The organism is Methylophilus sp. 14, assembly GCF_015354345.1.
Taxonomy (GTDB): Bacteria; Pseudomonadota; Gammaproteobacteria; order Burkholderiales; family Methylophilaceae; genus Methylophilus.
The window spans coordinates 22463-45513 of the sequence record NZ_JADKYS010000009.1 but is presented as its reverse complement, the minus strand read 5'-3'; the positions used below and the strand labels follow the sequence as shown (position 1 = coordinate 45513).

The 23051-nt window shown below is 52.3% G+C and carries 17 protein-coding genes; 9 read left to right on the top strand and 8 right to left on the bottom strand.

The genetic code is table 11. The annotated features are described in order from the left end of the window. Window positions 1-18: 18 nt before the first annotated feature. The 8 genes from ntrB to INP78_RS14110 all read right to left on the bottom strand — a co-directional run bounded on the left by ntrB (window position 19) and on the right by INP78_RS14110 (window position 12533). Window positions 19-945, bottom strand: a complete 927-nt coding sequence (gene ntrB / locus INP78_RS14145; protein ID WP_194742843.1) for a nitrate ABC transporter permease — start codon at window positions 943-945, stop codon at window positions 19-21. Between the two features lie 18 nt (window positions 946-963). Next, window positions 964-2283, bottom strand: coding sequence for a CmpA/NrtA family ABC transporter substrate-binding protein (locus INP78_RS14140; protein WP_194742842.1), 1320 nt, complete (start codon window positions 2281-2283; stop codon window positions 964-966). A gap of 347 nt (window positions 2284-2630) precedes the next feature. Further along, on the bottom strand, window positions 2631-3899 hold the full coding sequence (locus tag INP78_RS14135) for a nitrate regulatory protein (RefSeq protein ID WP_194742841.1): 1269 nt from the start codon (window positions 3897-3899) through the stop codon (window positions 2631-2633). 127 nt (window positions 3900-4026) lie between these two features. Continuing rightward, window positions 4027-5481 (bottom strand): efflux transporter outer membrane subunit, encoded by a 1455-nt coding sequence (locus INP78_RS14130; RefSeq protein ID WP_228522921.1) that lies wholly within the window; start codon window positions 5479-5481, stop codon window positions 4027-4029. Window positions 5482-5485: 4 nt separating this feature from the next. Beyond that, window positions 5486-8632, bottom strand: coding sequence for an efflux RND transporter permease subunit (locus INP78_RS14125; RefSeq protein WP_194742840.1), 3147 nt, complete (start codon window positions 8630-8632; stop codon window positions 5486-5488). 18 nt (window positions 8633-8650) lie between these two features. Beyond that, complete coding sequence (locus INP78_RS14120; RefSeq protein ID WP_194742839.1) at window positions 8651-9853, bottom strand: efflux RND transporter periplasmic adaptor subunit; 1203 nt, start codon at window positions 9851-9853, stop codon at window positions 8651-8653. Window positions 9854-10030: 177 nt separating this feature from the next. Then, window positions 10031-11728 carry a YbaL family putative K(+) efflux transporter gene (ybaL, locus tag INP78_RS14115; protein WP_194742838.1) on the bottom strand — a complete coding sequence of 566 codons (1698 nt, stop codon included), beginning with the start codon at window positions 11726-11728 and terminating at the stop codon, window positions 10031-10033. Window positions 11729-11930: 202 nt separating this feature from the next. Then, window positions 11931-12533, bottom strand: a complete 603-nt coding sequence (locus INP78_RS14110) for a TetR family transcriptional regulator (RefSeq protein WP_194742837.1) — start codon at window positions 12531-12533, stop codon at window positions 11931-11933. Window positions 12534-12660: 127 nt separating this feature from the next. Between INP78_RS14110 and INP78_RS14105 the strand changes: the two genes are divergently transcribed. The 9 genes from INP78_RS14105 (at window position 12661) to hflX (ending at window position 23022) form a co-directional block, all read left to right on the top strand. Next, window positions 12661-13824: an efflux RND transporter periplasmic adaptor subunit gene (locus INP78_RS14105; RefSeq protein ID WP_194742836.1), complete on the top strand. Its 1164-nt coding sequence runs from the start codon at window positions 12661-12663 to the stop codon at window positions 13822-13824. Window positions 13825-13867: 43 nt separating this feature from the next. Next, window positions 13868-16978: a multidrug efflux RND transporter permease subunit gene (locus INP78_RS14100; RefSeq protein WP_194742835.1), complete on the top strand. Its 3111-nt coding sequence runs from the start codon at window positions 13868-13870 to the stop codon at window positions 16976-16978. After that, on the top strand, window positions 16968-18350 hold the full coding sequence (locus tag INP78_RS14095; protein WP_194742834.1) for an efflux transporter outer membrane subunit: 1383 nt from the start codon (window positions 16968-16970) through the stop codon (window positions 18348-18350). Before INP78_RS14100 ends, INP78_RS14095 begins: the two co-directional genes overlap by 11 nt. 177 nt (window positions 18351-18527) lie before the next feature. Continuing rightward, on the top strand, window positions 18528-19163 hold the full coding sequence (locus tag INP78_RS14090; RefSeq protein WP_194742833.1) for a hypothetical protein: 636 nt from the start codon (window positions 18528-18530) through the stop codon (window positions 19161-19163). Window positions 19164-19397: 234 nt separating this feature from the next. Continuing rightward, window positions 19398-19640, top strand: a complete 243-nt coding sequence (locus INP78_RS14085; protein WP_194742832.1) for an AbrB/MazE/SpoVT family DNA-binding domain-containing protein — start codon at window positions 19398-19400, stop codon at window positions 19638-19640. Continuing rightward, window positions 19637-20050 (top strand): PIN domain-containing protein, encoded by a 414-nt coding sequence (locus INP78_RS14080; protein ID WP_194742831.1) that lies wholly within the window; start codon window positions 19637-19639, stop codon window positions 20048-20050. Before INP78_RS14085 ends, INP78_RS14080 begins: the two co-directional genes overlap by 4 nt. Window positions 20051-20412: 362 nt before the next feature. Continuing rightward, window positions 20413-20901, top strand: coding sequence for a DUF2726 domain-containing protein (locus INP78_RS14075; protein WP_228522920.1), 489 nt, complete (start codon window positions 20413-20415; stop codon window positions 20899-20901). Between the two features lie 65 nt (window positions 20902-20966). Next, window positions 20967-21494, top strand: a complete 528-nt coding sequence (locus INP78_RS14070) for a transposase (protein WP_194742830.1) — start codon at window positions 20967-20969, stop codon at window positions 21492-21494. Between the two features lie 187 nt (window positions 21495-21681). Next, window positions 21682-23022 carry a GTPase HflX gene (hflX, locus tag INP78_RS14065; protein ID WP_194742829.1) on the top strand — a complete coding sequence of 447 codons (1341 nt, stop codon included), beginning with the start codon at window positions 21682-21684 and terminating at the stop codon, window positions 23020-23022. The last annotated feature ends 29 nt before the right edge of the window (window positions 23023-23051 follow it).

Sequence of the window (23051 nt, the reverse complement as noted above, 5' to 3'; positions counted from 1 at the left end):
CAAGTCTCCTGTTTCCGGTTATTCGTAGCTATAGCGTTTTGCGACCAGCACCAGCAACTGTTCAAGCAACAAGCCAACAATGCCGACAATAAAAATGGCGATGATGATGTGTTCTACATTGAGGTTGTTCCACTCATCCCATACCCAGAAGCCGATGCCCAGGCCGCCAGTCAGCATTTCTGCCGCCACAATTACTAGCCAGGCCGCGCCAATCGACAGGCGCACCCCGGTCATCATGTAAGGCATGACATAAGGCAGCAGAATTTTGGTGACCACTTTCCATTCGGATAAATTGAGCACTTTGGCCACGTTCATATAGTCTTGCGGCACTTTGCTGACGCCGACGGCGGTGTTGATAATCATCGGCCAGACGGCGGTAATAAAGATCACCCAGATCGCTGCCGGGTTGGCGGCTTTGAACACCAGCAGGCCAATCGGCAGCCAGGCCAGTGGTGAGACTGGCTTAAGCAAGCTGATAATCGGCGCCGCCATGCGGGACATAAAAGCGTAGCGGCCAATCACAAAGCCCATCGGGATGCCGACAATCGCCGCCAGCCCAAAGCCGGTCGCCACGCGTTTGAGCGAGTTGAGGATGTTCCAGCCGATGCCCATGTCATTCGGGTTGTTGATGTAAAACGGGTCGCTAAACAGTTCGACGGCCGATTGCCAGGTTTTTACCGGGCCAGGCAAGCCTTGTGTCAGGGCAGACACCGTGGCCCAGATGGCGGCAAATATCAGCAGGCCAGTCACAGGCGGCAACAGCCATTCAAATGCGCGTTTGGCTCTTGCCGCCCATGCTCCCCGCTTCTGCAAAAGCGGGGCGGCTGCTGTCGCTGTGGTTGAGAGAGGGGTAACCACAGCAACAACCGGTTGCGCAGGGGCTGCTTTCACAGCCGCTTCGCTTGTTCGCATGATTTTTTCTTTGCTAAAACTGACGACACTCATGGTGATTCTCCTTAAAAGTTAGGCTTTCACCTTGAAGCTGTTGGCATAGGCTTTCGGGTCTTTCCCATCCCACACCACGCCATCCATCAGTTTGCTGCTACGCATCGCGTCTGGCACCGCAATGCCCAGCGATTTGGCTGCTTCGGTATAAATGTCGATACGGTTGACCTTTTTCGCGATGCCCAGGTAGTCAGGGTCAGACTTCAGCAACCCCCAGCGTTTGTGCTGCGTCAGGAACCACATGCCATCAGACAGGTAAGGGAAGTTGACCTTGCCGTCGTTGAAGAACTTCATGTAGTTAGGGTCTTCCCATTTTTTGCCGATACCATTGTCGTAATGGCCGAGAAAACGGCCTTCAATGACTTCTTCAGGCGCATTCACATAGGCTTTGCCTGCAATCAGTTTGGCCACTTCAGGGCGGTTTTTCGTCGCATCAATATAGCGGCAAGCCTCTAAAATCGCTTTAGTTAATGCCAGCGTGGTATTCGGATTTTTTGCCGCAAACTCAGCGGTGGTGCCCAATACTTTTTCCGGATGATCGGTCCAGATATCCTGTGTGGTCGCCACAGTAAAGCCGACTTTGTCGTAGATGGCACGTGCATTCCACGGCTCGCCCACGCAATAACCATCCATATTGCCGATACGCATGTTGGCGACCATTTGCGGTGGCGGCACCACAATGGTTTTCACATCTTGCATCGGGTTGATGCCATAGCTGGCCAGCCAGTAATACAACCACATGGCGTGCGTGCCGGTAGGGAAGGTTTGTGCAAAGGTAAAGTCGCGGTTCTCGTTATCGAGCAGACGTTTGAGCGTTGCACCGCTAGTCACGCCTTTTTCTTTCAACTGGTTAGCCAGTGTGATGCCCTGGCCATTGTTGTTGAGAGCCATCAAAATATTCATGTCTTTTTGCTGACCGCCAATGCCCAGTTGTACGCCGTAAATCAAGCCGTACAATACGTGTGCAGCATGTAACTCACCATTGGCAAGTTTGTCACGCACGCCTGCCCATGAGGCCTCTTTGGACGGCACAATTTTGATGCCGTATTTTTTATCGAAGCCCATTTGTGCGGCGACGATAATCGGCGCACAGTCCGTCAGCGGGATAAAGCCGACTTTCACTTCAGTGATTTCAGGCGCATCTGAACCGGCAGCCCAGGCCTGACTGCGAATGGCAGAAGGCACCATATTCATCATGGCTGCCGCGCCAAATGCACCGGCCATGGTGTGCATGAAAAAGTGGCGGCGTTGCAGGTTAACTTGCTCGGTTGTTGAAACTGCGCTGGTGACGGTTTCATTGGCGGTGGCCGTCACATTATTGTTGTCAGAACTGCTCATTGCTGCTCCTTAATCATCTAATCAATCGGAAAATAAAAAACAAAAAGGCGTCCTGAATGCAGACTGTTTTTTGTCTACACTCAGGACGCCTTTGTCCTTGTACTACGCAAGTCATCAGACTTGTTTACTGCCCGGCCGCGCTATTTAAGCGGCTGGTATCACATGAGGTTTTCAACCACCGTTAGCTGAAGCCTCAAGCCAGATTAGCAATTGCCGTGCCAGCTAGAGGGCTATTTTTAAGTGGTTGTTCTATAATGATTTTTTTAGCGGGTTGTCTTTTTGTACAACCTTTTTGGAGCGGTGCTGTCCGCACCATACGTGTGCGGATGCACCAATTTGACGGGCGCTTAGCCCGGGTGTGCGTGATGCGCGAGGATGTTCTCCGCCACATCAATGATCTTGCGATTTTGCTCCATGGCGATGCTGCGCATGGCTTTAAATGCTTCCATCTCACTCAACCCGCGCGTGCTCATCAGCAACCCTTTGGCGCGCTCTATCAGCTTGCGTTCAGCCAGCGCTTTTTTAGTGTCGGATAACTCACTCTCCATCTCGGCAATCTGCCGCGACTGCTGTTGCAGCAGTGTAATCATGGAAGCCATGGGGTAGGCCTGCGAGGTATCATGCGCCTGAAAATTCAGCGCGTTTTCAACCGGGATGGCCAGGTTGAAAAAGGTGCTATTGAGCGCTGCGTTAGGCGTGGCCTGAATCTCCTCCAGATATTGCCGTGTTTGCGCAAAGTCTTGCTTGGCTTTGTTTGCCAGCCCGGCCAGTAACTCATGCATGGTTTGAACCAACTGGCATTGAATCTGCCACATCGCGCTCAAGCGCTGGCTGCACAACTCAAACCAGATGTCTGCACTGTTTGGGCTGAGTGCCTGCTGGTCTTTAGCGCTACTCAGTTTGGCACGATATTGCTGGTGTTGCTGATGCCAGTGGGTGGATTGCAAGGCCGCCCACGCGCCACCGACCTCTTCACTGCCAAACTGGCAGAATAATTCAAAATGCCGGTCTTGCTGCGCAATCAGCTCAAACAGCTTGTGCTGATGCGCCAGTTGCAGGTTGCCTGAGCCAAACATATAGGCGCCCACGGCCCGCTCTTGTCCGGCGAATTCCTTGCCCTGAATCAGGTTGTACAGCGTCAGCAGACAGGTGGCAATTTTGCTATTGACCGAGCTGTCTGTGATCTCGAAAATCAATGCAATCAGGCTGCCGATCAAGCGGTTAAACGATTCAATGCAGTCGGCAAAAGAGATTTTTTGCAAGGTGATTTGATGGCGCAAAGAGACCATCTGATCGAGGCCGAGCAATATCCACGAGGTGAGCGTGAGCTGCTTGGCATCTGCCAGTGTATTTTTATCCAGGTGCTGTTGTAGTGCCGCCCTGAAGCTGGCTTCCATGGCCTGATTTTGCGTAATGATCTCAGCGCGTTCTGGCGCAAAGCGCTTGCCGTGAGAGGCGATATACAAACAGCTGGCACCGCGTTCGGTTTGTATCGAATGGATCAATTGGCCAATTTTTTCGACAAATGCGATACAGCTGTCGAGTCGCTCCAGCTCCTCGATGTGTCTGATTTTGGCCAAGGTAATGGTTTGGGCGGGGGAAATTTCTGTGTTCATCACTGGGCATCAAGCAAGAAGTGTGCGCGACTTGATGGCGGTCTTTATATTGTTGCAGAGGTTGATGGTATGAGCGGCAATAAATCGATATTGCCTGTTAAAAATGACGATGTACCGACGCTGCCTGTCAATGCCAACCGCCGCCCATCACCTTGTACAAGGTCAATTGGCTAGTCGCATCGTTTAATTGCAGCGTCACCAGCGATTGCTCGGCGGTATAGTGGGTGCGTTGTGCATCCAGCACGACCAGGTAACTGTCGACACCATTTTTAAAACGGACATCCGCCAGCTGGAACGCTGCATTGGCGGCAGCCGTGAGGGATTGCTGGGCATCGAGTTGTGATTGCAGGCCTTCACGTTGTGCCAATACATCCGCCACTTCGCGGAACGCAGTTTGCACGGTTTTTTCGTATTGCGCGAGCAAAATATCACGATTTTTTTCTGCCGAGGTCAGGTTGGCGCGGTTGCGGCCTGCGTTAAACAGCGGCAGGCTGATTTGCGGTACAAAGGTCCAGATGCCAGAATTTTTAGCAAATAGGCCCGATAACTCCGTGCTGGCCGAGCCGACGGTGGTGGTTAAACTGATGGTGGGGAAAAAGGCTGCGCGCAGGGCGCCGATATTCGCATTGGCGCCTTCCAGCAAGTGTTCTGCCGCGCGCACATCTGGCCGTTGTTGCAAGATCTCTGAGCTGACGCCGCCAGGCAACGGCATGGCCAGCACCACGCTGGAGAGTGTTGCTTCAGGCAGCCACTTTTCAGGCACGATAGCGCCTGCCAGCAAGTTAAGCGCGTTCATGTCTTGCTTGATCTGCATTTTGTAGGTAGCCACCGCGACGCGTGCGCTGTCGACACTGGTTTGCAACTGCTTTAACGTCAGCGCGTTGGCAACACCGAGATCAAACATTTTCTGATTGATGTCGTAAGTGGCTTGCTGGCTTTGCAGGGTCTGCTCGGCGATGGCGAGGCGTTTTTGGTCAGCTGCCAGGGTCAGCCAGGCGGTGGCGACTTCGGCAATCAGGCTGATTTGCGTACTGCGCCGATTCTCTTCATTGGCATAAAACGTCTGCAAGGCTTGCTGGTTGAGGTTGCGTATGCGGCCAAACAGGTCGAGCTCATAAGCGCTAAAGCCGACAGTCGCACGGTAAATATGTGAAATATTGCCGCTGCTGTTACTGCTACCCGCCGCGCCAGTGGCTGCCCCCGCGGTATTGCCTGCGGTGTTGTTGGCGGCGCTGGCCATGCCTTTAGAGGCCGTCTCGGTCACGCTGGCGGCCACCGTCGGGAACAGGTCAGCGCGTTGCACCTGATACAGTGCGCGTGATCGCTCTATGGTCAGCGCGGCGACTTGCAGGTCACGGTTGTTTGTGAGCGCCAGCGCAATCACCTGGCGTAACTTTTCATCGCTGATATACGACTGCCATGGCAAATCTGTAAACGCTTTTGGATCGCTGGCTGCGTTGCCAAGCGTGGCCGGGACGGGCGCGGCAGGGCGTGTATAAAATGGGGCCAGGTCTATACAGCTACTCAGGCTGAGTGTGAGTGCCAGTAATCCGGCCAATTTGTGAGTATGCGATGTTTTCATAGGATTAGTCATGGGCCGTATTGGTCTGGGCGGCCTCTGCGCGATAAGGGAACAATGAGCGTATCAGCACGTAAAACAGTGGCACAAAAAAGACGCCAAGAAACGTGGCGGTTAACATGCCGCCAAGCACGCCGGTGCCGATGGCCTGGCGACTGACGGCACCGGCGCCATGACTGAATGCCAGTGGCAAGACGCCAAAGATAAAGGCAAGCGAGGTCATGAGTATCGGCCGCAAACGTAGTTTCACGGCTTCCAGCGTGGCCGTTAGCAACGGTTGGCCACGCTCTTGCAAATGCTTGGCAAATTCGACAATCAGAATCGCGTTTTTGGCTGACAGGCCTATGGTGGTCAACAGACCGACCTGGAAATACACGTCAGCCGTCATGCCGCGTAAACTGGTGGCCAGCACGGCGCCCAAAATACCCAGCGGCACCACCATAATCACCGAAAACGGCACCGCCCAGCTTTCATATAAGGCCGCCAGGCACAAGAACACAAATACCACTGAGACGGCATACAGCAAGGGGGCTTGTGAGCCTGAGAGTCGCTCCTGGTAGGACTGCGCACTCCACTCATAGCCGATGCCTGCCGGTAATTGCTTGATAATGCTTTCAGCAATGCGCATGGCTTCGCCAGTGCTGGTGCCTTTGGCCGCTTCGCCGACGATTTCAACCGAAGAAATACCGTTATAGCGTTCGAGCAACGGTGAGCCAGAAACCCAGCGCGTATTGGAAAACGCAGAGAAGGGCACCATGTCGTTGGTGCTGTTGCGCACATACCAGCGATCGATATCCTCGGGTTGCATGCGGTAAGGCGCATCGCCCTGCAAATAGACTTTTTTGACGCGGCCCTTGTTGATAAAGTCATTCACATAAGTGCCGCCCATGGCGATAGATAGGGTGGTATTGATGTTGGCGGTAGTCAGGTTGTAAATGCCGGTTTTCTGGTCATCAATATTGAGCCTGAACATCGGCGTATCATCCAGCCCGCTCGGCCGCACGCGGTTCAGTTTGGGATTATCTGCAGCCAACTGAATAAACTGGTTTCTGGCGTCCATCAGTGCTTGATGTCCCAGCCCGCCGACGTCCTTGAGTTCTAACGTAAAGCCGGACCCTTGGCCGAGGCCGCGCACGGGGGAGGGCTGATTCACAAACAGTTTGGCATCGCGGATTTTGGACAAGGCCTTGGTCATTTTGTCTGCCAGTGAAGCAGCATCCTCGCCTTCACCACGCAGCTCCCAATCCTTGAGCCGGATAAAGGCACGGCCGGTGTTCTGGCTGCCACCCCCACCTTGGCCCAGGCCGGCAATAGTCAAATATTCATCAATGACGGCTTCCTGACTGTCCAGGTAGTGCTCGATTTGACGCAGTACCCGCTGCATCCTGCTATCGGTTGCACCTACCGGCAGTTGAATCTGCGCCATGAGGATGCCCTGGTCTTCGGTGGGCAGGAAGGAACTGGGTAAGCGCAGGAACAGGAAAGCCAGCAAGGCAAGAATGCCTGCATATATCACCATGGTGAATAGTTTTTTACGCAGGATTTTTTCAACCACTGCCTGGTAGCTATTGGCAAAGGCCTCAAACGCCGGGTTAAACCATCGGAAAAACCAGCCGAACAGGCCACCTGTCGCTGCATGGTGATGGTTGGATGGCGTGAGCATGGTCGCACACAAGGCAGGGGTCAATGTCAGCGCAACCAGCACAGATAGCAACATGGCCGACACAATGGTGATGGAGAACTGGCGATAAATCACACCGGTGGCGCCACCAAAAAACGCCATGGGGATGAACACGGCAGACAACACCAGTGAAATGCCGACCAGGGCACTGGTGATTTCGCCCATGGATTTACGCGTCGCTTCTTTCGGGCTCAAACCTTCCTCACGCATGACGCGCTCGACGTTTTCTACCACCACAATCGCATCATCCACTAGCAGGCCAATCGCCAGCACCAGGCCAAACATGGTCAGCGTGTTAATCGAAAAGCCAAATGCTGCCAATACGCCAAACGTGCCGAGTAGCACCACTGGCACCGCAATCGCCGGAATCAGTGTCGCACGCAGGTTTTGCAAAAACACATACATGATGATGACAACCAATAGAATGGCTTCGACCAGTGATTTCACCACTTCTTTGATCGAAATACGTACAAACGGTGTCGTGTCGTAAGGGATGTGAATGCTGAGCTTTAACTCGGGCGGGAAATACGGTTCCAGCGCCGCCAGTTTGTCTTTCACAGCCTGTGCGGTGGCCAGGGCATTGGCGCCAGAGGCGAGTTTGACGCCAAACGCTGCCGAGGTTTTACCGTTGAGGTTAGCCACCGGCGTGTAACTCTCGGCGCCTAGTTCAACGCGGGCCACGTCTGACAAATGCACTACATAGCCGTCTGTGCCGGACTTGACGATAATCTGGTTGAATTGTGCTACGGTTTGCAGCTTGCTGCGCGCGGTAATTGGCGCATTGAGGCCTTGCCCTTTGATTGCGGGCAGCGCGCCTAGCTGGCCAGAGGAGACTTCGGTATTTTGCGCCTGGATGGCGGCAGAAATATCCGCAGGGATCAGCGCGTATTTTTGCAGCTTGGCCGGATCCAGCCAAATGCGCATGGCGTAGCCTGAGCTCAGCGCCTGCACATCGCCGACGCCATCCAGGCGGCTGATCTGGTCAATCAGGTTGCTGGAGATATAGTCGCCAATGTCGATCGCACGCACCGTCGGGCTATCGGACATCAAAGAAATCATCATCAGGAAGTCGATGCCGGTTTTGGCCACCGTGACGCCCTGGCTTTGTACGATCTGCGGCAGCCTGGGCATGGCCTGTTGCAGTTTATTTTGCACCTGCATCTGTGCCACATCGGGGTTAGTGCCCGCATCAAAAGTGAGGCTGATATTGGCTGTGCCTGAAGACGTACTGCTGGCCGACATATAGGTCAGGTTATCAATGCCCTTCATGTACTGCTCAATCACTTGTGTCACTGAGTTTTCAATGGTGTCGGCCGCGGCGCCCGTATAGTTAGCGCTGATAGACACGCGTGGTGGCGCGATATCCGGATATTGCTCGAGCGGGAGCCACTCAATGGCGCCTATCCCTGCCAGCATAATGACAATGGCAATCACCCAGGCAAAAATAGGGCGCTGAATAAAAAAGGACGCCATAATTAAATTCTCTTCTGGTTAGCGGGCAGGGTTCACGGTAGCCGGTTGTGCTGCAGTCGTATCTGTACGGCTGGTCGCGGCAAACGGCACGGCCTTCACTTCGCTGCCCACACTAATGCCTTGCACACCATCCATAATCACGCGGTCACCTGCCTGCAAGCCACTTGTGACACGCCAGTTGTCACCTTGTGCGCCACTGGTTTCCAGGGTTTGCTGGATGACTTTTTGTGTGTTGTCCACCAGTAGCACCGTGGGTTCACCGCGCGTATTTCTGGTCACCGCACGTTGCGGCACCAGGATGGCGGCTTTTTCTTCGGCGACATCAATCAGGGCGTGCACATACATGCCAGGCAGCAAGATGCCTTCCGGGTTAGGCACCACTGCGCGCAGGGTGACCGCGCCCGAGGTGGTGTTGACGCTGATGCCGTTGAATTTGAGTTTTCCGGCATGCGCATAGGTGGAACCGTCTTCCAGCACCACGCGTACCGGAATTTCTTTTTGCGACGTGCTGCTCAGCTTGCCGCTGGCTATATCACGTTTGAGTTTAAGCAAGTCACTGCTGGACTGGATGACATCAACATAAATCGGGTCCAGTTGTTGCACGGTGGTGAGCGCTGTGTCCTGGCTGGCGGTAACCAGCGCACCAGGCGTGACGGTAGACGTCGAGACAAAACCAGTGATGGGCGCAACCACGCGTGTGAAATCGAGGTTGATTCTGGCTGTAGCCAGCGCCGCCCTGGCAGCAGCCACGTCGGCTTCGCCCTGTTGCAATGCCGCTTGCGCGTCATCGTTATCCTGTTTGCTGATCGCATTGATTTTGACCAGTTCTTTATAACGGTCGGCTTTTAGTTTGAGAGTGGTCAGCGAGGCTTCGGTTTTTTGTAGTGCAGCGGCCGCGCTTTGAGTGCTGGCCTGGTAAGGGGCCGGTTCGATTTGGTACAGCAGTTGGCCTGCTTTGACCAGTGCACCTTCAGTAAAGGCACGCTGGCGGATAATGCCGCCGACTTGCGGCCGCACTTCTGAAATCATGAATGGATTGGTGCGCCCTGGCAGGTCGGCCACAATCGGCTGGCTGGCTGGTTGTACGGTGATGACCCCGACTTCTGGCGTTTTTTTGGGTGGTTTGTTGTCTGATTGGCCGGATGAGCAGGCAACCAGGGTCAGGCTGGCAAGACACAATACAAAAATGCTGCTTTTTGCATAAAGGGAGTGGGGGTTCATAGATTACCAATATCGATATCGTTATTGTGGTCTGACAAGATTATATTGCGTTTGATTGAGCGTAAATGTAACGATACGTATCGACTGCCAATACAACGACATCATAGCGTTAAATCGTGGGGGATGACAAAAAAATCAGGGCTGCAAAAGCAGCCCTGATTTGCGGGTGAGATGCGCCTAAAGCACGTGGCGTTCAAAGCGATGCAAGACGTGCGCAGACATGCCTTTGGCCAGCTCTTCCTCGCCAAAAAACACCGCTTCGCCGAGGTCTTTTTGCAGCCGCTGGTATTCGTCTTCGTGATGGGTGCGGATCACCACTTCAATGTCCGGTTTCAGTTGCTTGGCAATGTCGACAATTTTACGGATGTCCATGGCGTCTGGCGTGGCGATAATCAGCATGGCTGCATTGGCAATGTGCGCCTGTATCAACACCATGGGGTCGGCAGCATTGCCCGACACCGCTGGCTGGCCTTGTTTGCGCAGTTTTTCCACCAGCTCACGATTTTGCTCGGCCACCACAAACGGGATCGCTGAGTCGGTGAGGGATTGTGCAATCCGCTTGCCAACGCGGCCATAGCCCACCAACACTACTTGGCCTTCCAGGAACTTGCGCTCGGTCGACATGGGCAACTCGCCATACGGGTCCATGCGCAATGACAAGCGCCGTGCGACATCAGACGTATTCACCACCCAGTTGGTCAGGGGTTTAATCGAGGCAAACACCAGTGGGTTCAAGGCAATCGAAATCAGCGCCCCTGCCAGTACCAGGCTCATGCCGTCTTGTGACAACAGATTGAGCGAAACGCCGAGCCCAGCCAAAATAAACGAAAACTCACCAATTTGACCCAGACTGGCGGCCACGGTGAGGGCGGTGTTTAACGGATAACGCAGCGCCAGCACGATGGCGACCGCAGCCAGCGATTTACCGAGGATAATAATGGCGACCACCGATAATACCTGCGCCGGTTGCTTGATCAGGATGCTAGGGTCAAACAGCATGCCCACGGCGACAAAAAACAGCACCGCAAACGCATCGCGGAAGGGCAGGGAGTCTTCAGCCGCACGGTGACTGTATTCGGATTCACGCATGATCATGCCCGCGAAAAAGGCGCCCAGTGCAAACGACACATGAAACAGCGAGGAGGCAAAAAAGGCCACACCGATAGCCACTGCAATAACTGTTAAAGTAAATAATTCACGTGAGCCAGTGCCTGCCACATACCACAGCAACCACGGCAACACCCGTTTGCCGATCACCAGCATCACCACCACAAAGCCGGTGATTTCAAGCAAGGTCACACCGATCGTTTCCCAAATGGCGCTGGCATTGGTGGCTTCCCCTTGGCCGCCTAGAACACCTGCCAATGCGGGCATCAACACCAGTACCAGTACGGTCACCATGTCTTCTACCACCAGCCAGCCGACAGCGATTTTGCCGTTCATGCTTTCCAGGATGCGCCTGGATTCGAGCGCTTTGAGTAACACCACGGTACTGGCGCAAGACAGCGACAGGCCAAATACCAGGCCGTGCCCCATGCTCCAGCCCCAGGTGTGTGCCACCAGCATGCCGAGCAGGGTGGCCAGCGTCATTTGCGCCAGTGCGCCTGGCAGGGCGATACGTTTGACCGACATCAGGTCTTGAATCGAAAAATGCAGGCCGACACCAAACATCAGCAACATGACGCCTATTTCTGATAATTGCGAGGCGATTTCAATATCGGCAACAAAACCAGGCGTGGAGGGCCCAATTAAAATCCCGGCAAACAAATAGCCAATCAGCGCTGGCAATTTGAGTTTTTCGGCAATCAGGCCGAACACCAGGGCCAGCGCAAATGCGGCAGCAATGGTGGTAATGAGTGAGAGGTTATGGTCCATAGCAGTGTGTTCTTAAATTATTGTTATCAGGTGTATCCAATGGCGGACGACGCGCCAGGGGCAGGCAAGACGGCGCCGTCGTGTTTACTGACCTTGTTCATGCTAAAAAGTTGAACAATTTTATTGTCATCAATGTATCTGCCCTTTATCTTGCCGCAAGGCAGGCGCATTCGTCAATGACAGCGCGCAATATTTATGGCGGTTATAGTGGCATCGACAAGCGTTGCAGGCCGTACTCACACAGTTGCTCGGCACGCTGCCAACGCTGCGATTCACTGAGGTTGCCAAAATAGATAATGCTGAACACGCCTTCAATAATCGACTGGCAATACAAACTGATTAAATCAAAGTCGACCGCTGCCGAGAGTTCTTTTTGCGCAATCGCCTGTTTCAGCAGGCTATCGATTTGCGTAATGCGCTTTTTCTCCCAGGCAAAGCGCAATTGCAGCAATTCTGGTGAATCATCAATGCCGATATATAAAAAGAACAGGACGCGCTGAATGGAGCTAGGCTCAATATAGCTGCGGATCTCGTGCAGGCAATATTGCTTGAGGTTGCCTAATGCCGCCAGGGCAGGCTGGAGCTGGAACGGGGAGACAGTTTCAATCACGCGTTCCGCCATGGCGGTAGCGACTTCCAGCTTGCCTTTGTAGTGGCCGTACACGGCGCCGCGTGACAACTCGGCGGCTTCGGCAATGTCGGCCATGGTGGTCAGCGTAAAGCCTTTGCGATAAAACACGTGTTCCGCGGCATCCAGAATCTGGTCGCGGGTTTTTTGCGCATCTTCCTTGGTTTTTCTGGCCATGATCTCTAGGCTTATCATTCCTCAAACAATTTGCGTATGATACCAAAAAATAATTAATCAGTCATGATTGATTAATTATTGAAGGGCGGATAGAATATTGATGTCCATATAGTAGGAAGGCATGTTCATGTCCCGTTTTTCTGTCAGCACGGCCGCTGTTGCCGCGCTTTTATTATTGCAACTGTCTGCTTGCAGCAAGCCGCAAGAATCCACCCAGGCTGCAACGACTGCACCTGAGGTCGACGTCGTGACCGTACAAACTGCAGAAATCCCGGCTGAGGTGGAGTTGCCCGGCCGTGTAGAAGCTTTCCGAATTGCCGAGGTGCGCGCACGCGTTTCCGGTATCGTCTCTAAACGACTGTATCAGGAAGGCCAAACTGTGAAGGCGGGCACGCCTTTGTTTGCCCTCAACCCGGAGCAGTTGCAGGCCAGCAAGCTGGAAGCCGATGCCGAGTTGGCCAGAACGGAAGCCAATTTGGTGAATGCCAATGACAAGTTGCAACGCTACCAGGCGCTGGTCGGTGACCAATCAGTGAGCCAGCGCGACTACCGTGCGGCGCAAGCCGAGGCACAATTGGCCAAAGCCGAAGTGGCAGCGGCGCAAGCCAAACTCAACCGCGCTAAGCTTGATGTGGCGTATGCCAATGTGACGGCGCCGATTGATGGTGTCGCGCGTCGCGCCTTGGTGACCGAAGGTGCTCTGGTGGGTAAAGATGAAGCCACACACATGACCACGGTCGAGCAAATCAACCCGGTGTATGTGAATTTTGCGCAGTCTTCTTCTGAAGTGTTTGCTTTGCGCAAAGCCTTGCGTGACGGCCAGTTGAAAGGCAATCATGGCCAATTAGAGATTGCTTTGCTCTTGCCGGATGGATCTACCTACGCAAGCGCCGGCAAACTGTCCTTCTCGGATGTGTCTGTCAACCAGACCACAGACTCAGTCGTCATGCGCGCCATTTTTGAGAATCCGCAGCAGGAGCTGATGCCTGGGGCTTATGTGCGCTTGAAAATCCGCCAGGCGACCAATCCGAATGCGATTTTAATCCCCAGGGATGCTTTGATTCGTGACCAATTCTCAAGTCGCGTTTGGGTGGTGAATGCTAAAAGTGAACTGGAATCGCGCGAGGTACAAACTGGCCGCGTGCTGGATAAACAGTGGGTGATTGAGCAAGGCTTGCAGCCCGGTGAGCAAGTGGTGGTGACGAATGCTGCCACGCAAACCGCGGGTGTGAAAGTGACGCCCAAGCAGGTGAGTGCCAAAGACAATATCACGAAAGCTGTCGCGCCTTGAGGGATGCGGTATCACACAAGCCTCAAGTTAAGGGAAGCAGGCCATGAGTCGTTTTTTTATTGATCGCCCGATTTTTGCCTGGGTGATTGCCATCCTGATTGTACTGGCGGGCCTCATCGCCATCAAACAATTACCGATTGCGCAGTATCCTGACATTGCGCCGCCTGTGGTCAACATTGCCGCCACTTACCCTGGCGCATCAGCCAAGGTGGTTGAAGAAACCGTGACCTCGATTATCGAGCGCGAAATGAACGGCATGCCAGGCCTGATGTATGTGTCGGCCACCAGCAACCAGGGCATGGCTTCGATTAGTGTGACGTTTAGGCAGGGCACCAATCCCGATCTGGCCGCAGTGGACGTGCAAAACCGCCTTAAAAGTGTGGAAGTGCGTCTGCCGGAAATTGTGCGCCGCAGCGGGATTCTGGTCGAAAAATCGGCAGATAGTTTTCAGTTAATCGTGTCGTTGACCTCAGAAGATAACCGTTACAGCGAGATCGACCTCGGGGAATTGTCCTCAGCCACAGTGATGCCTACGCTTAAACGTGTGCAGGGCGTGGGTAAAGTACAGTCTTTCAGCCCGGAATATGCCATGCGTATCTGGCCGGATCCACAGAAAATGGCGGGCCTGAATGTCAGTGTGACCGAAATCTCTAATGCCTTGCGTAGCTACAATACGCGCCTGACCTTAGGCCAGGTAGGCGCCAGCGGCGTGCCGGAAGGCGCACCGCTCAGCGTCACGCTGGAAGCCGAAGCCACGCTTAAAACCGTAGAAGACTTTGCCAATGTGCCGATTCGCAGCCAGGCGGATGGCTCGGCCTTGCTGGTCAAAGATGTGGCACGGGTGGAAATGGGCAGTAGCGATTACACCTACAGCTCTAAAGTGAATGGCAAGAATGCAGCAGGTATGGCGATCAAGCTGTCACCGGGCTCGAACGCGGTAGAAACCATCAAACGCGTCAAAGTGGCGATGGAGCAAATGCAACCCTATTTCCCGCCAAATGTGGTGTTCCAATTGTCTTATGACTCCTCGGCGTTTGTGTCTATCTCGATTAAAAAAGTGATTCAAACACTCATCGAGGCCGTGCTGCTGGTGTTCGTGGTCATGTATTTATTTATGCAAAACCTGCGTGCCACGCTGATTCCGACCATCGTCGTGCCGATTGCCTTGATGGGCACCTTTGCCGTGATGTACTGGTTGGGGTATTCCATCAATGTGCTGACCATGTTTGGCGTCGTGCTGGCGATTGGTATCCTGGTCGATGACGCGATTGTGGTGGTGGAAAACGTCGAACGCCTGATTGTCGATGAAGGTTTGTCTGCCTATGATGCCACCATCAAGGCCATGTCGCAGATCAGTGGTGCCGTGGTCGGGATTACGGCCGTGCTGGTGTCGGTGTTTATCCCCATGGCCTTTTTTAGTGGCGCGGTGGGTAATATCTACCGTCAGTTTTCACTGGCGTTATCCGTGTCGATCAGCTTTTCGGCCTTTCTGGCACTGTCACTCACGCCTGCCTTGTGTGTCACACTGTTGCGCCATGAGACCAGCCCAAAAGCGCGTTTCTTTGTCTGGTTTAACCGCAGCTTTAAGTGCATGACTGACAGGTACACGCGTTTGACCGGTGGTTTGCTCAACAAGCCGTTGCGCTGGCTGGCCGTGTTTGGCCTGATTGTGGCGTTGGTGGCTTGGCTGTTTATGCGTTTGCCGAGTGCGTTTTTGCCAGAAGAAGACCAGGGTAACTTTATGGTCATGGTGTCTTTGCCACAAGGGGCGACGCTGGCCGAAACCGCCGACGTGTTGGGCGACATGAGCCGTTATATCCAGCAGAACGAGCCGGTGGATATTATTTTTGAAGTCAGCGGCTTTAGCTTTTACGGCACCAGCACCAATAGCGGCATGCTGTTTATTACGCTCAAAGACTGGTCAGAGCGGCCCAAGGCTGAACAGCAAGTGCAGGCGATTGTAAACCGCGTCAATCAGCACTTTTATGGCCGCCCTAACTTGAGTATTTTTGCCATGAATGCGCCGCCATTGCCAGAGCTGGGCAGTGTGGGCGGCTTTGACATGAAACTGGTAGACCGCGCCAGCGTGGGCATCGAGACCTTAATGAAAGCGCGCGACCAGCTGATTGCCGAATCGGCCAAGCATCCTGAATTAGCCAATGTGTTGTTTGCCGGGCTGTACGATACGCCGGTGGTGAATATGCAGCTTAACCGCAGCAAGGCTAATGCCTTGGGCATTTCGCTGGATGAAATCAACGACTCACTGGCGACCTTGTTGGGCTCTAACTACCTTGGTGATTTTGTCTATGGCAACCAGGTGCGCCGGGTGTTAATTCAGGCCGATGGCAAACAACGGCAGACGCTGGAAGATATCAAGAAAATCCGCCTCAAGGCAGCAGATGGTAGTTTAGTCCCGCTGTCGTCCATCATGACGCTGGATTGGGCCATGGGCACACCGCAACGCACGCGCTTCAACGGTTTTCCGTCCTTTAATATCAATGGCGGCGCCGGGCCGGGGTATAGCAGTGGCGACGCCATGCAAAAGATCGAAAAACTGGTGCAAGGCCTGGGAAAAGGCATCGGCTTTGAATGGGCCGGGCAGTCGCTGGAAGAAAAACAATCAGGTAGCCAGGCCGCCATGTTGTTTGGTTTGTCGATTTTGATTGTGTTCCTGGTACTGGCCGCTTTGTATGAAAGCTGGGCGATACCATTCGCCGTGATGCTGGTGGTGCCATTGGGCGTATTGGGGGCATTGCTGGGCGTGACTTTGCGTGGCTTGCCTAACGATATTTACTTCAAGGTTGGCCTGATTGCGACCATTGGTTTATCCGCCAAAAACGCCATTCTGATTGTCGAGTTTGCACGTGAACATGTATTGCAAGGCATGCCGTTGCTGGAAGCCAGCTTGCTGGCAGCCAAAGAGCGTTTGCGGCCGATTGTGATGACCTCACTGGCGTTTGGTGTCGGCGTGATTCCGCTGGCATTCTCTACCGGTGCTGCCTCTGGCGCACAAGTCGCCATCGGCACCAGCGTGCTGGGCGGTATTATTGCCGCCACCTTGCTCGCCATCTTTTTTGTACCGTTGTTTTTTATTGTGGTGGGGCGCTGGATGAAAAAACCAGCCACACAGCAAAGGGTGTCACATGAAATTTAGTCGTATTTCAGCCATGCTCGTACTGGCATTCGCCATGAGCAGCTGCTCGCTGGTGCCTGAGTATTTTAGGCCAGCTGCGCCTGTGCCTGAAACTTATCCCGGCCAGTCAAATAATGAGTCTGTTACCGAAGCACCACCACTGACTTGGCAAAGCTATTTTGCAGATGCGGATTTACAAAAACTGATACAAGTCGGCTTAGAGCATAACCGTGACCTCAAAACTGCTGTGTTACGCATGGACGAAGCCAAAGCGACTTATGGCGTGCAAAAAGCCGACCGTTTGCCAACCATACAAGGCAACCTGAATTACGACCGTAATAGAACGGTGTTTAGCTCCAGCCAGGCGTTTGAAGCCGAGTTGTACAAGGCTGGGGTAGGGATCTCCGATTATGAGATAGACGTGTTTGGTCGCGTCAAAAACTTGACGCAAGCCGCGCTGGAGCAATACCTCGCCGTCACCGAAAACCGACAGGCCATCCAGGCCACACTGGTGAGCGAAATCGCCACCCAGTATGTCAATCTGCTTGCAGTCCACGCGCAGCTCAAAGTCACGCAGCAAACTCTGGCTGACAGGCAGCAAACCTTGCAACGCACGCAACGCCGCTTTGACGCTGGGTTGGACCAAGTGCTGGATGTGAAAGCGGCGCAAATTCAGGTCGAGCAAGTGCAGGCGCAACAAGCACAATGGCAGCGCCAACTGGCTACTACACAAAACGCCTTGTATTTACTGCTAGGTGAATCATCACAGCGTACACCATTTGTGATTAAACCTTTGGAGGATGTAAAACTGGCCGACGTCACGCCCGGATTACCTTCAAGCTTGCTGACCAGACGCGCCGATATCCGCGCTGCCGAGCATCAACTCAAAGCCGCCAATGCCAATATCGGCGCCGCCAGGGCCGCGTTTTACCCGCGCCTGCAACTCACCACCAATGTCGGCCTGGTCAATTCAGACTTCTCCAAACTGTTCTCAGACACCGGCAGCAACTACTGGGCCTTCAGCCCGCAACTGGTCATCCCGATTTTTAACTACGGCCGCAACAAAGCCAACCTCAACCTGGCCGAAACCCGCCAGCGTATCGAAGTGGTCAATTACGAAAAAACCATCCAAACCGCATTTAAAGACGTGATGGATGTGCTGAGCACACGCACCGTGATTAGCGAAGAAACCGCCGCTAGAAATCGTTTGCGCGAACTGGAAAGCAGCCGTTTGCAACTGGTGCAACGTAAGTTAGATCAGGGTCTCGTAACTTACCTTGAGTTGCTTGATGCGCAGCGCAGTGTGCTTGATGCACAGTCGCAATTGGTGCAGATTCAGCAGCAGGCATTGCAGAATCAGGTGGGGCTTTATAAGGCGCTAGGCGGGAGCTAAAGCTTCACAAAAACGTGATTGACGGGTTTGAGTTTGTATTTTAGGATGCACTGAAATTTAATGATCATTTGAAAATGTTAAATAAAATTCATTCCATCTCAATCAAAAATGCACCCATCAAGGAAAATAAAGCGTCATTTATAACGCCTACTTTACGTTGTGCCTTTTGAGAGTCATATGCCACAGCCTTTATCACCAAGCCCTGAGTACCTCTCCGCCTATTTGCAGAGATGGGAGGGCTTGGAGAACTACCGGCTTCAGGAGCAGTCCCTTGCTCTTCTCTTCAAGGAATTATGTCCATCCAACAATGTGCTAGAGCAAGTGCTTCTGAAAGTCAGTGCCCTGAACGATTTTTACAGCACAAACATATTTGACACCTACACGGTGGCAAAGCACATACGCGAAATGGACATTGAATCTCGCCTCAAAAATGGCGACCTTTCGCTGGTGAATGAATTAGCTATGGTTTCAATCCGAGACAAGAAATGGAATTTTTATTCCTTCGCCTCAAAGTATTGCAGTCACCATTTCCCCGAGAGTTTTCCAATCTTCGATTCATACGTTGAGAAAATGCTGTTGCACTACGCCCACGCCGATAACTTTTATTCTTTCCATAAGGGAGACTTGAAGCACTATGAGAGCTTCGTCAAAATCATCAAGGAGTTCCAAACTCACTACGGTCTTCGCCAATTCTCGCTTCGGCAAATTGATATTTTTCTTTGGCTTGCTGGGAAAGATAGCTTCCCTCCAAGCTATAAAAGCGGCATAACCCGTCGCTCAAGCAGGACGGCGCAAAAGCGCGTCGCCCCTTAGCTAAGTGGTTGTGGGCAACTAGTTGCCCACAATGTGACTAACGTCCTCAAGTACGCACTTTACAAGTTACCACCTTTAGCCCGCGTAGGGCGTACCCGCTTGCGGTACGCCGCATAGATAATCAGCCCTTAAACCTATCAATAGGGCCAGTCTCGACAACTCATGGTGTGAGCTAAATTACTTTTAATGATATACTAATTTAAATGTATATCATTTAGTAAAAGGGTGAAGTCCATGCAAGTAGCAAAATGGGGTAATTCATTGGCTGTGCGGTTGCCTGCGAGTGTTGTGCAGGCACTAGACCTTAAAGAAGGCGAAGAAATTGATTTGCATGTGGCAGGCGAGCGGAGCTTTGAAGTCAGCAAGCAAGCCAATGCAAAAGAGCTGCTGACGCGTTTACGTGCATTGCGTGGGCGGTTACCCGATAGCTTTCGTTTTGACCGTCTGGAAGCAAATCTTCGGGATGGCGAAAAGTGAGCAAGCCGTTTATTGATAGCAACGTGATTTTATATTTGCTATCTGACGACGCAGGTAAGGCTGATAAGGCGGAATCCATTGTCGCCGCAGGAGGCATTATTAGTGTGCAAGTGCTGAATGAAATCACTTCGATTTGCCACAAAAAATTAAAAATGGACTGGGTGGAGATTGAGGCTGTTTTAGACGCCATTAAAGCCAATCTGGACATTGTTCCACTCACTGAGAAAACGCACGCGCTCGCTGTGCAAATTTGTAAACGTTACCAACTCTCGTTTTATGATGCACATATTTGCGCGGCGGCGATTGAAGCAGGCGCAAATTTATTACTGTCTGAGGATATGCAGGATGGGATGCTGCTTGATGATATAGCGATCAAAAATCCTTTTAATGGCTTTCAAAAGCAAACGTAACAGCCCGCGTAGGGCGTACCCGCTTGTGGTACGCCGAACACATTAACGATCAATCATTACTCCAACCTGAGCATCCTGTTGTGCTTGTTCAATCTAATACATGAATTGCTTTTGCTGAGCGCACCTGCGTTAAACAGCGCTTTAAGCATTGCCCTTTAACCCTCGACTAATGAATCCTTCTTGTGGTGCATTGTGTAAGTCTGCCTTGCACAAACGATTGTTGACGTGGTTAAGCTTGTATTTTATTATCGATGAAATTAACAAATTTTAATAAATATCAAAATTAATCTTTCTGAAAAATTCCAAACAGCAATGACGGCAATGATTAAACAGATAGCAGCTTAAAACGGGAGGAATCACAAATGATGAGTTTTACCTTTTTACTGTTAGTTTTGGTGATGATCATCGTTATCGTTGGATTGCTGAAAGTAAAGTCTCAAGGTAATTCAGGTTGTCATGATATTTGGCCTTTTTATGCAAAAAAGCCTCTATCAGCCCCTGAACAAATTTTATATTTCCGGCTTGTTGAAGCACTTCCCGACTATATTGTGTTGGCTCAAGTCCAACTTTCCAGATTTTTAGGTGTTAAGAAAGGCCACAATTACCAATCATGGTCGAATCGTATTAATCGAATGAGTGCAGATTTTGTCATCTGCAAAAAAGACGCTTCTATTGTCGCTGTGATTGAGCTTGACGACAGCACTCACCAAAAACTCGATAGGCAAATTGCGGATAATAAGAAAGATAAAGCATTAGAGGCGGCGGCAATAAAAGTCGTGCGTTGGCAAGCTAAATCAATCCCTGACCTTTCAGAAATCAAAGCCGTCTTTATTGATCAACCTACGCTGTAGAGCATAAAAGGTAGGGTGTACCCGCTTGCGGTACGCCTAACGATGACTCGTCATCCATCACACTCATGGTATATCGTCGCGCTTGGTATAAAGGTGGAACGTATTTTTTTACGGTGAATTGTTTGCAACGCAAAGATAATCAATGCCTGGTTGCGAATATCAGCCTGTTGAGAGAGGTGATTGCCAAAGTCAAGCAAACCCATCCATTTAAAATTCATGGATGGGTGGTGCTGCCAGAGCACATGCATTGTGTGATTGAGTTGCCAGAAGATGATGCCAATTTTGCAATACGCTGGATGTTGATCAAGATGCTATTTTCAAGAGGTTTGCCGAAAATCGAGACGATATCAGATGTGCATAAACAACGGCGTGAGCGAGGCGTCTGGCAGAGGCGTTATTGGGAGCATTTGATACGTGATGATCGTGATTATCAGGCCCATATGGATTATGTGCATATCAATCCAGTGAAGCATGGTTTGGTTAAACAAGCAAAGGATTGGCCATACTCGACCTTTCACCGACTAGTCAAAGACGGTGTTTATAAGCCAGATTGGGGTGGCGGAATAGAAGGTGTGTTGCCTTATAAAGATTAAGCTGGAGATAAGGCGGACTGTAAACGAGTCCGCCCTACGCATTCTAAACATGCCCCACTAACTTCTTTGGTTATCTACACGACTCTGTCATAACTACTCAACTGATTTATCTCACCACACATAGTGGTGCTTTTCTCTTTTGCAGGTACTATCTGCCTTCCCCCAATTCAAGAGACTTTATCCCCGAATGCAAAGTGAAATAAAAGCGCCTGAGATGCACGCCGTTGTGGCGGCCGTTCAACTGCCAACGGTCAGTGATATGGAGTTTGAAGCTTCGCTGAACGAGTTGCGCGAACTGGCTAAAACACTGGGTTACAAGGTGGTGCACACCTTTGTGCAAAAGCGTCAGGGCTTTGATATTACTGGCTATCTTGGAGTGGGTAAGCGCGAAGAGATTCGTGAGTATGTGCGCAGTGTGGCTGAGCAGAGCGAGTCGCAGGCATTCAATAGCGCGCTGCCTCCTATTGAGGCGGTGCTGGTTGATCATGAAATTTCGCCGTCGCAGGCGCGTAATTTGGAGTTAGAGGTCGGCTGCGAGGTGATGGACCGCACCATGGTGATTCTAGAGATTTTTCACCGCAATGCGCGTTCACGTGCGGCGCGTGCGCAGGTGGAGATCGCCCGCTTGGGCTATATGGCGCCACGGTTGCGCGAGGCGGCCAAATTGGCGGGCCCGCAGGGGCGGCAACGTAGTGGCGCGGGTGGTCGCGGGGCAGGCGAGTCGCACACTGAGCTGGATAGACGCAAGATTCGCGACCGCATTGCCGAGCTGCAACAAGAAATTGTGATCATGGATGGCGAGCGCCGGACGCAACGCGCACGCCGTCAAGAACGGCAGACGCTGGCGAATGTGGCGCTGGTGGGCTACACCAATGCTGGTAAATCTACCTTGATGCGGGCGCTCACAGGCAGTGAGGTGCTGGTGGCGAATAAATTGTTTGCCACGCTGGATACCACCGTGCGCGCACTATATCCAGAAAGCGTGCCGCGTGTATTGGTGAGTGATACGGTCGGGTTTATTAAAAACTTGCCTCATGACCTGGTGGCCAGTTTTAAGTCTACGCTGGACGAAGCCCTGGATGCGGCTTTGCTGTTGCATGTGATTGATGCCAGTGACCCAGGGTTTGAGCGCCAGCTTGCCGTGACGGATCAAGTGCTTGCAGAAATTGACGCCGATGTGGTGCCGCGTATTCGTGTGTTTAATAAAATTGACTATGTGGGCGACGCGGCGGCGCAAGCCGCGTGTGAAGCGGCATTGCGGCTCAAGTACCCGGATTGCATCGTCATGAGCGCTCGACGCCCGGATGAAGTCGCCAGGCTGCGCCAGCACATCATCGACTTTTTTCAGCAAGACTTGGTTGAGGCCGAACTTTTTTTGCCGTGGTCAGCACAACAGTTACGCGGCAAGATTTATAGTACTTGTCAGGTATTGGAGGAGCGCTCAGTCGATGACGGCACTTTCTTAACTGTGCGCGGCCAGCCTAATGATATTAACAACCTGCGTGAGCAGGTTGCATTGGTGCAGTGATTTAGCCTCCCAATAATGATCGGTGCATG

Bases quoted from the DNA above. Each gene is read 5' to 3' on its own strand.
- INP78_RS14090 (WP_194742833.1), top strand. From the start codon at position 18,528: ATGCCACAGCCTTTATCACCAAGCCCTGAGTACCTCTCCGCCTATTTG.
- INP78_RS14075 (WP_228522920.1), top strand. From the start codon at position 20,413: ATGATGAGTTTTACCTTTTTACTGTTAGTTTTGGTGATGATCATCGTT.
- INP78_RS14085 (WP_194742832.1), top strand. From the start codon at position 19,398: ATGCAAGTAGCAAAATGGGGTAATTCATTGGCTGTGCGGTTGCCTGCG.
- ybaL (WP_194742838.1), bottom strand. From the start codon at position 11,728: ATGGACCATAACCTCTCACTCATTACCACCATTGCTGCCGCATTTGCG.
- INP78_RS14100 (WP_194742835.1), top strand. From the start codon at position 13,868: ATGAGTCGTTTTTTTATTGATCGCCCGATTTTTGCCTGGGTGATTGCC.
- hflX (WP_194742829.1), top strand. From the start codon at position 21,682: ATGCAAAGTGAAATAAAAGCGCCTGAGATGCACGCCGTTGTGGCGGCC.
- INP78_RS14095 (WP_194742834.1), top strand. From the start codon at position 16,968: ATGAAATTTAGTCGTATTTCAGCCATGCTCGTACTGGCATTCGCCATG.
- INP78_RS14120 (WP_194742839.1), bottom strand. From the start codon at position 9,853: ATGAACCCCCACTCCCTTTATGCAAAAAGCAGCATTTTTGTATTGTGT.
- INP78_RS14110 (WP_194742837.1), bottom strand. From the start codon at position 12,533: ATGGCCAGAAAAACCAAGGAAGATGCGCAAAAAACCCGCGACCAGATT.
- INP78_RS14135 (WP_194742841.1), bottom strand. From the start codon at position 3,899: ATGAACACAGAAATTTCCCCCGCCCAAACCATTACCTTGGCCAAAATC.
- INP78_RS14070 (WP_194742830.1), top strand. From the start codon at position 20,967: ATGGTATATCGTCGCGCTTGGTATAAAGGTGGAACGTATTTTTTTACG.
- INP78_RS14140 (WP_194742842.1), bottom strand. From the start codon at position 2,283: ATGAGCAGTTCTGACAACAATAATGTGACGGCCACCGCCAATGAAACC.
- INP78_RS14125 (WP_194742840.1), bottom strand. From the start codon at position 8,632: ATGGCGTCCTTTTTTATTCAGCGCCCTATTTTTGCCTGGGTGATTGCC.
- INP78_RS14105 (WP_194742836.1), top strand. From the start codon at position 12,661: ATGTCCCGTTTTTCTGTCAGCACGGCCGCTGTTGCCGCGCTTTTATTA.
- ntrB (WP_194742843.1), bottom strand. From the start codon at position 945: ATGAGTGTCGTCAGTTTTAGCAAAGAAAAAATCATGCGAACAAGCGAA.
- INP78_RS14130 (WP_228522921.1), bottom strand. From the start codon at position 5,481: ATGAAAACATCGCATACTCACAAATTGGCCGGATTACTGGCACTCACA.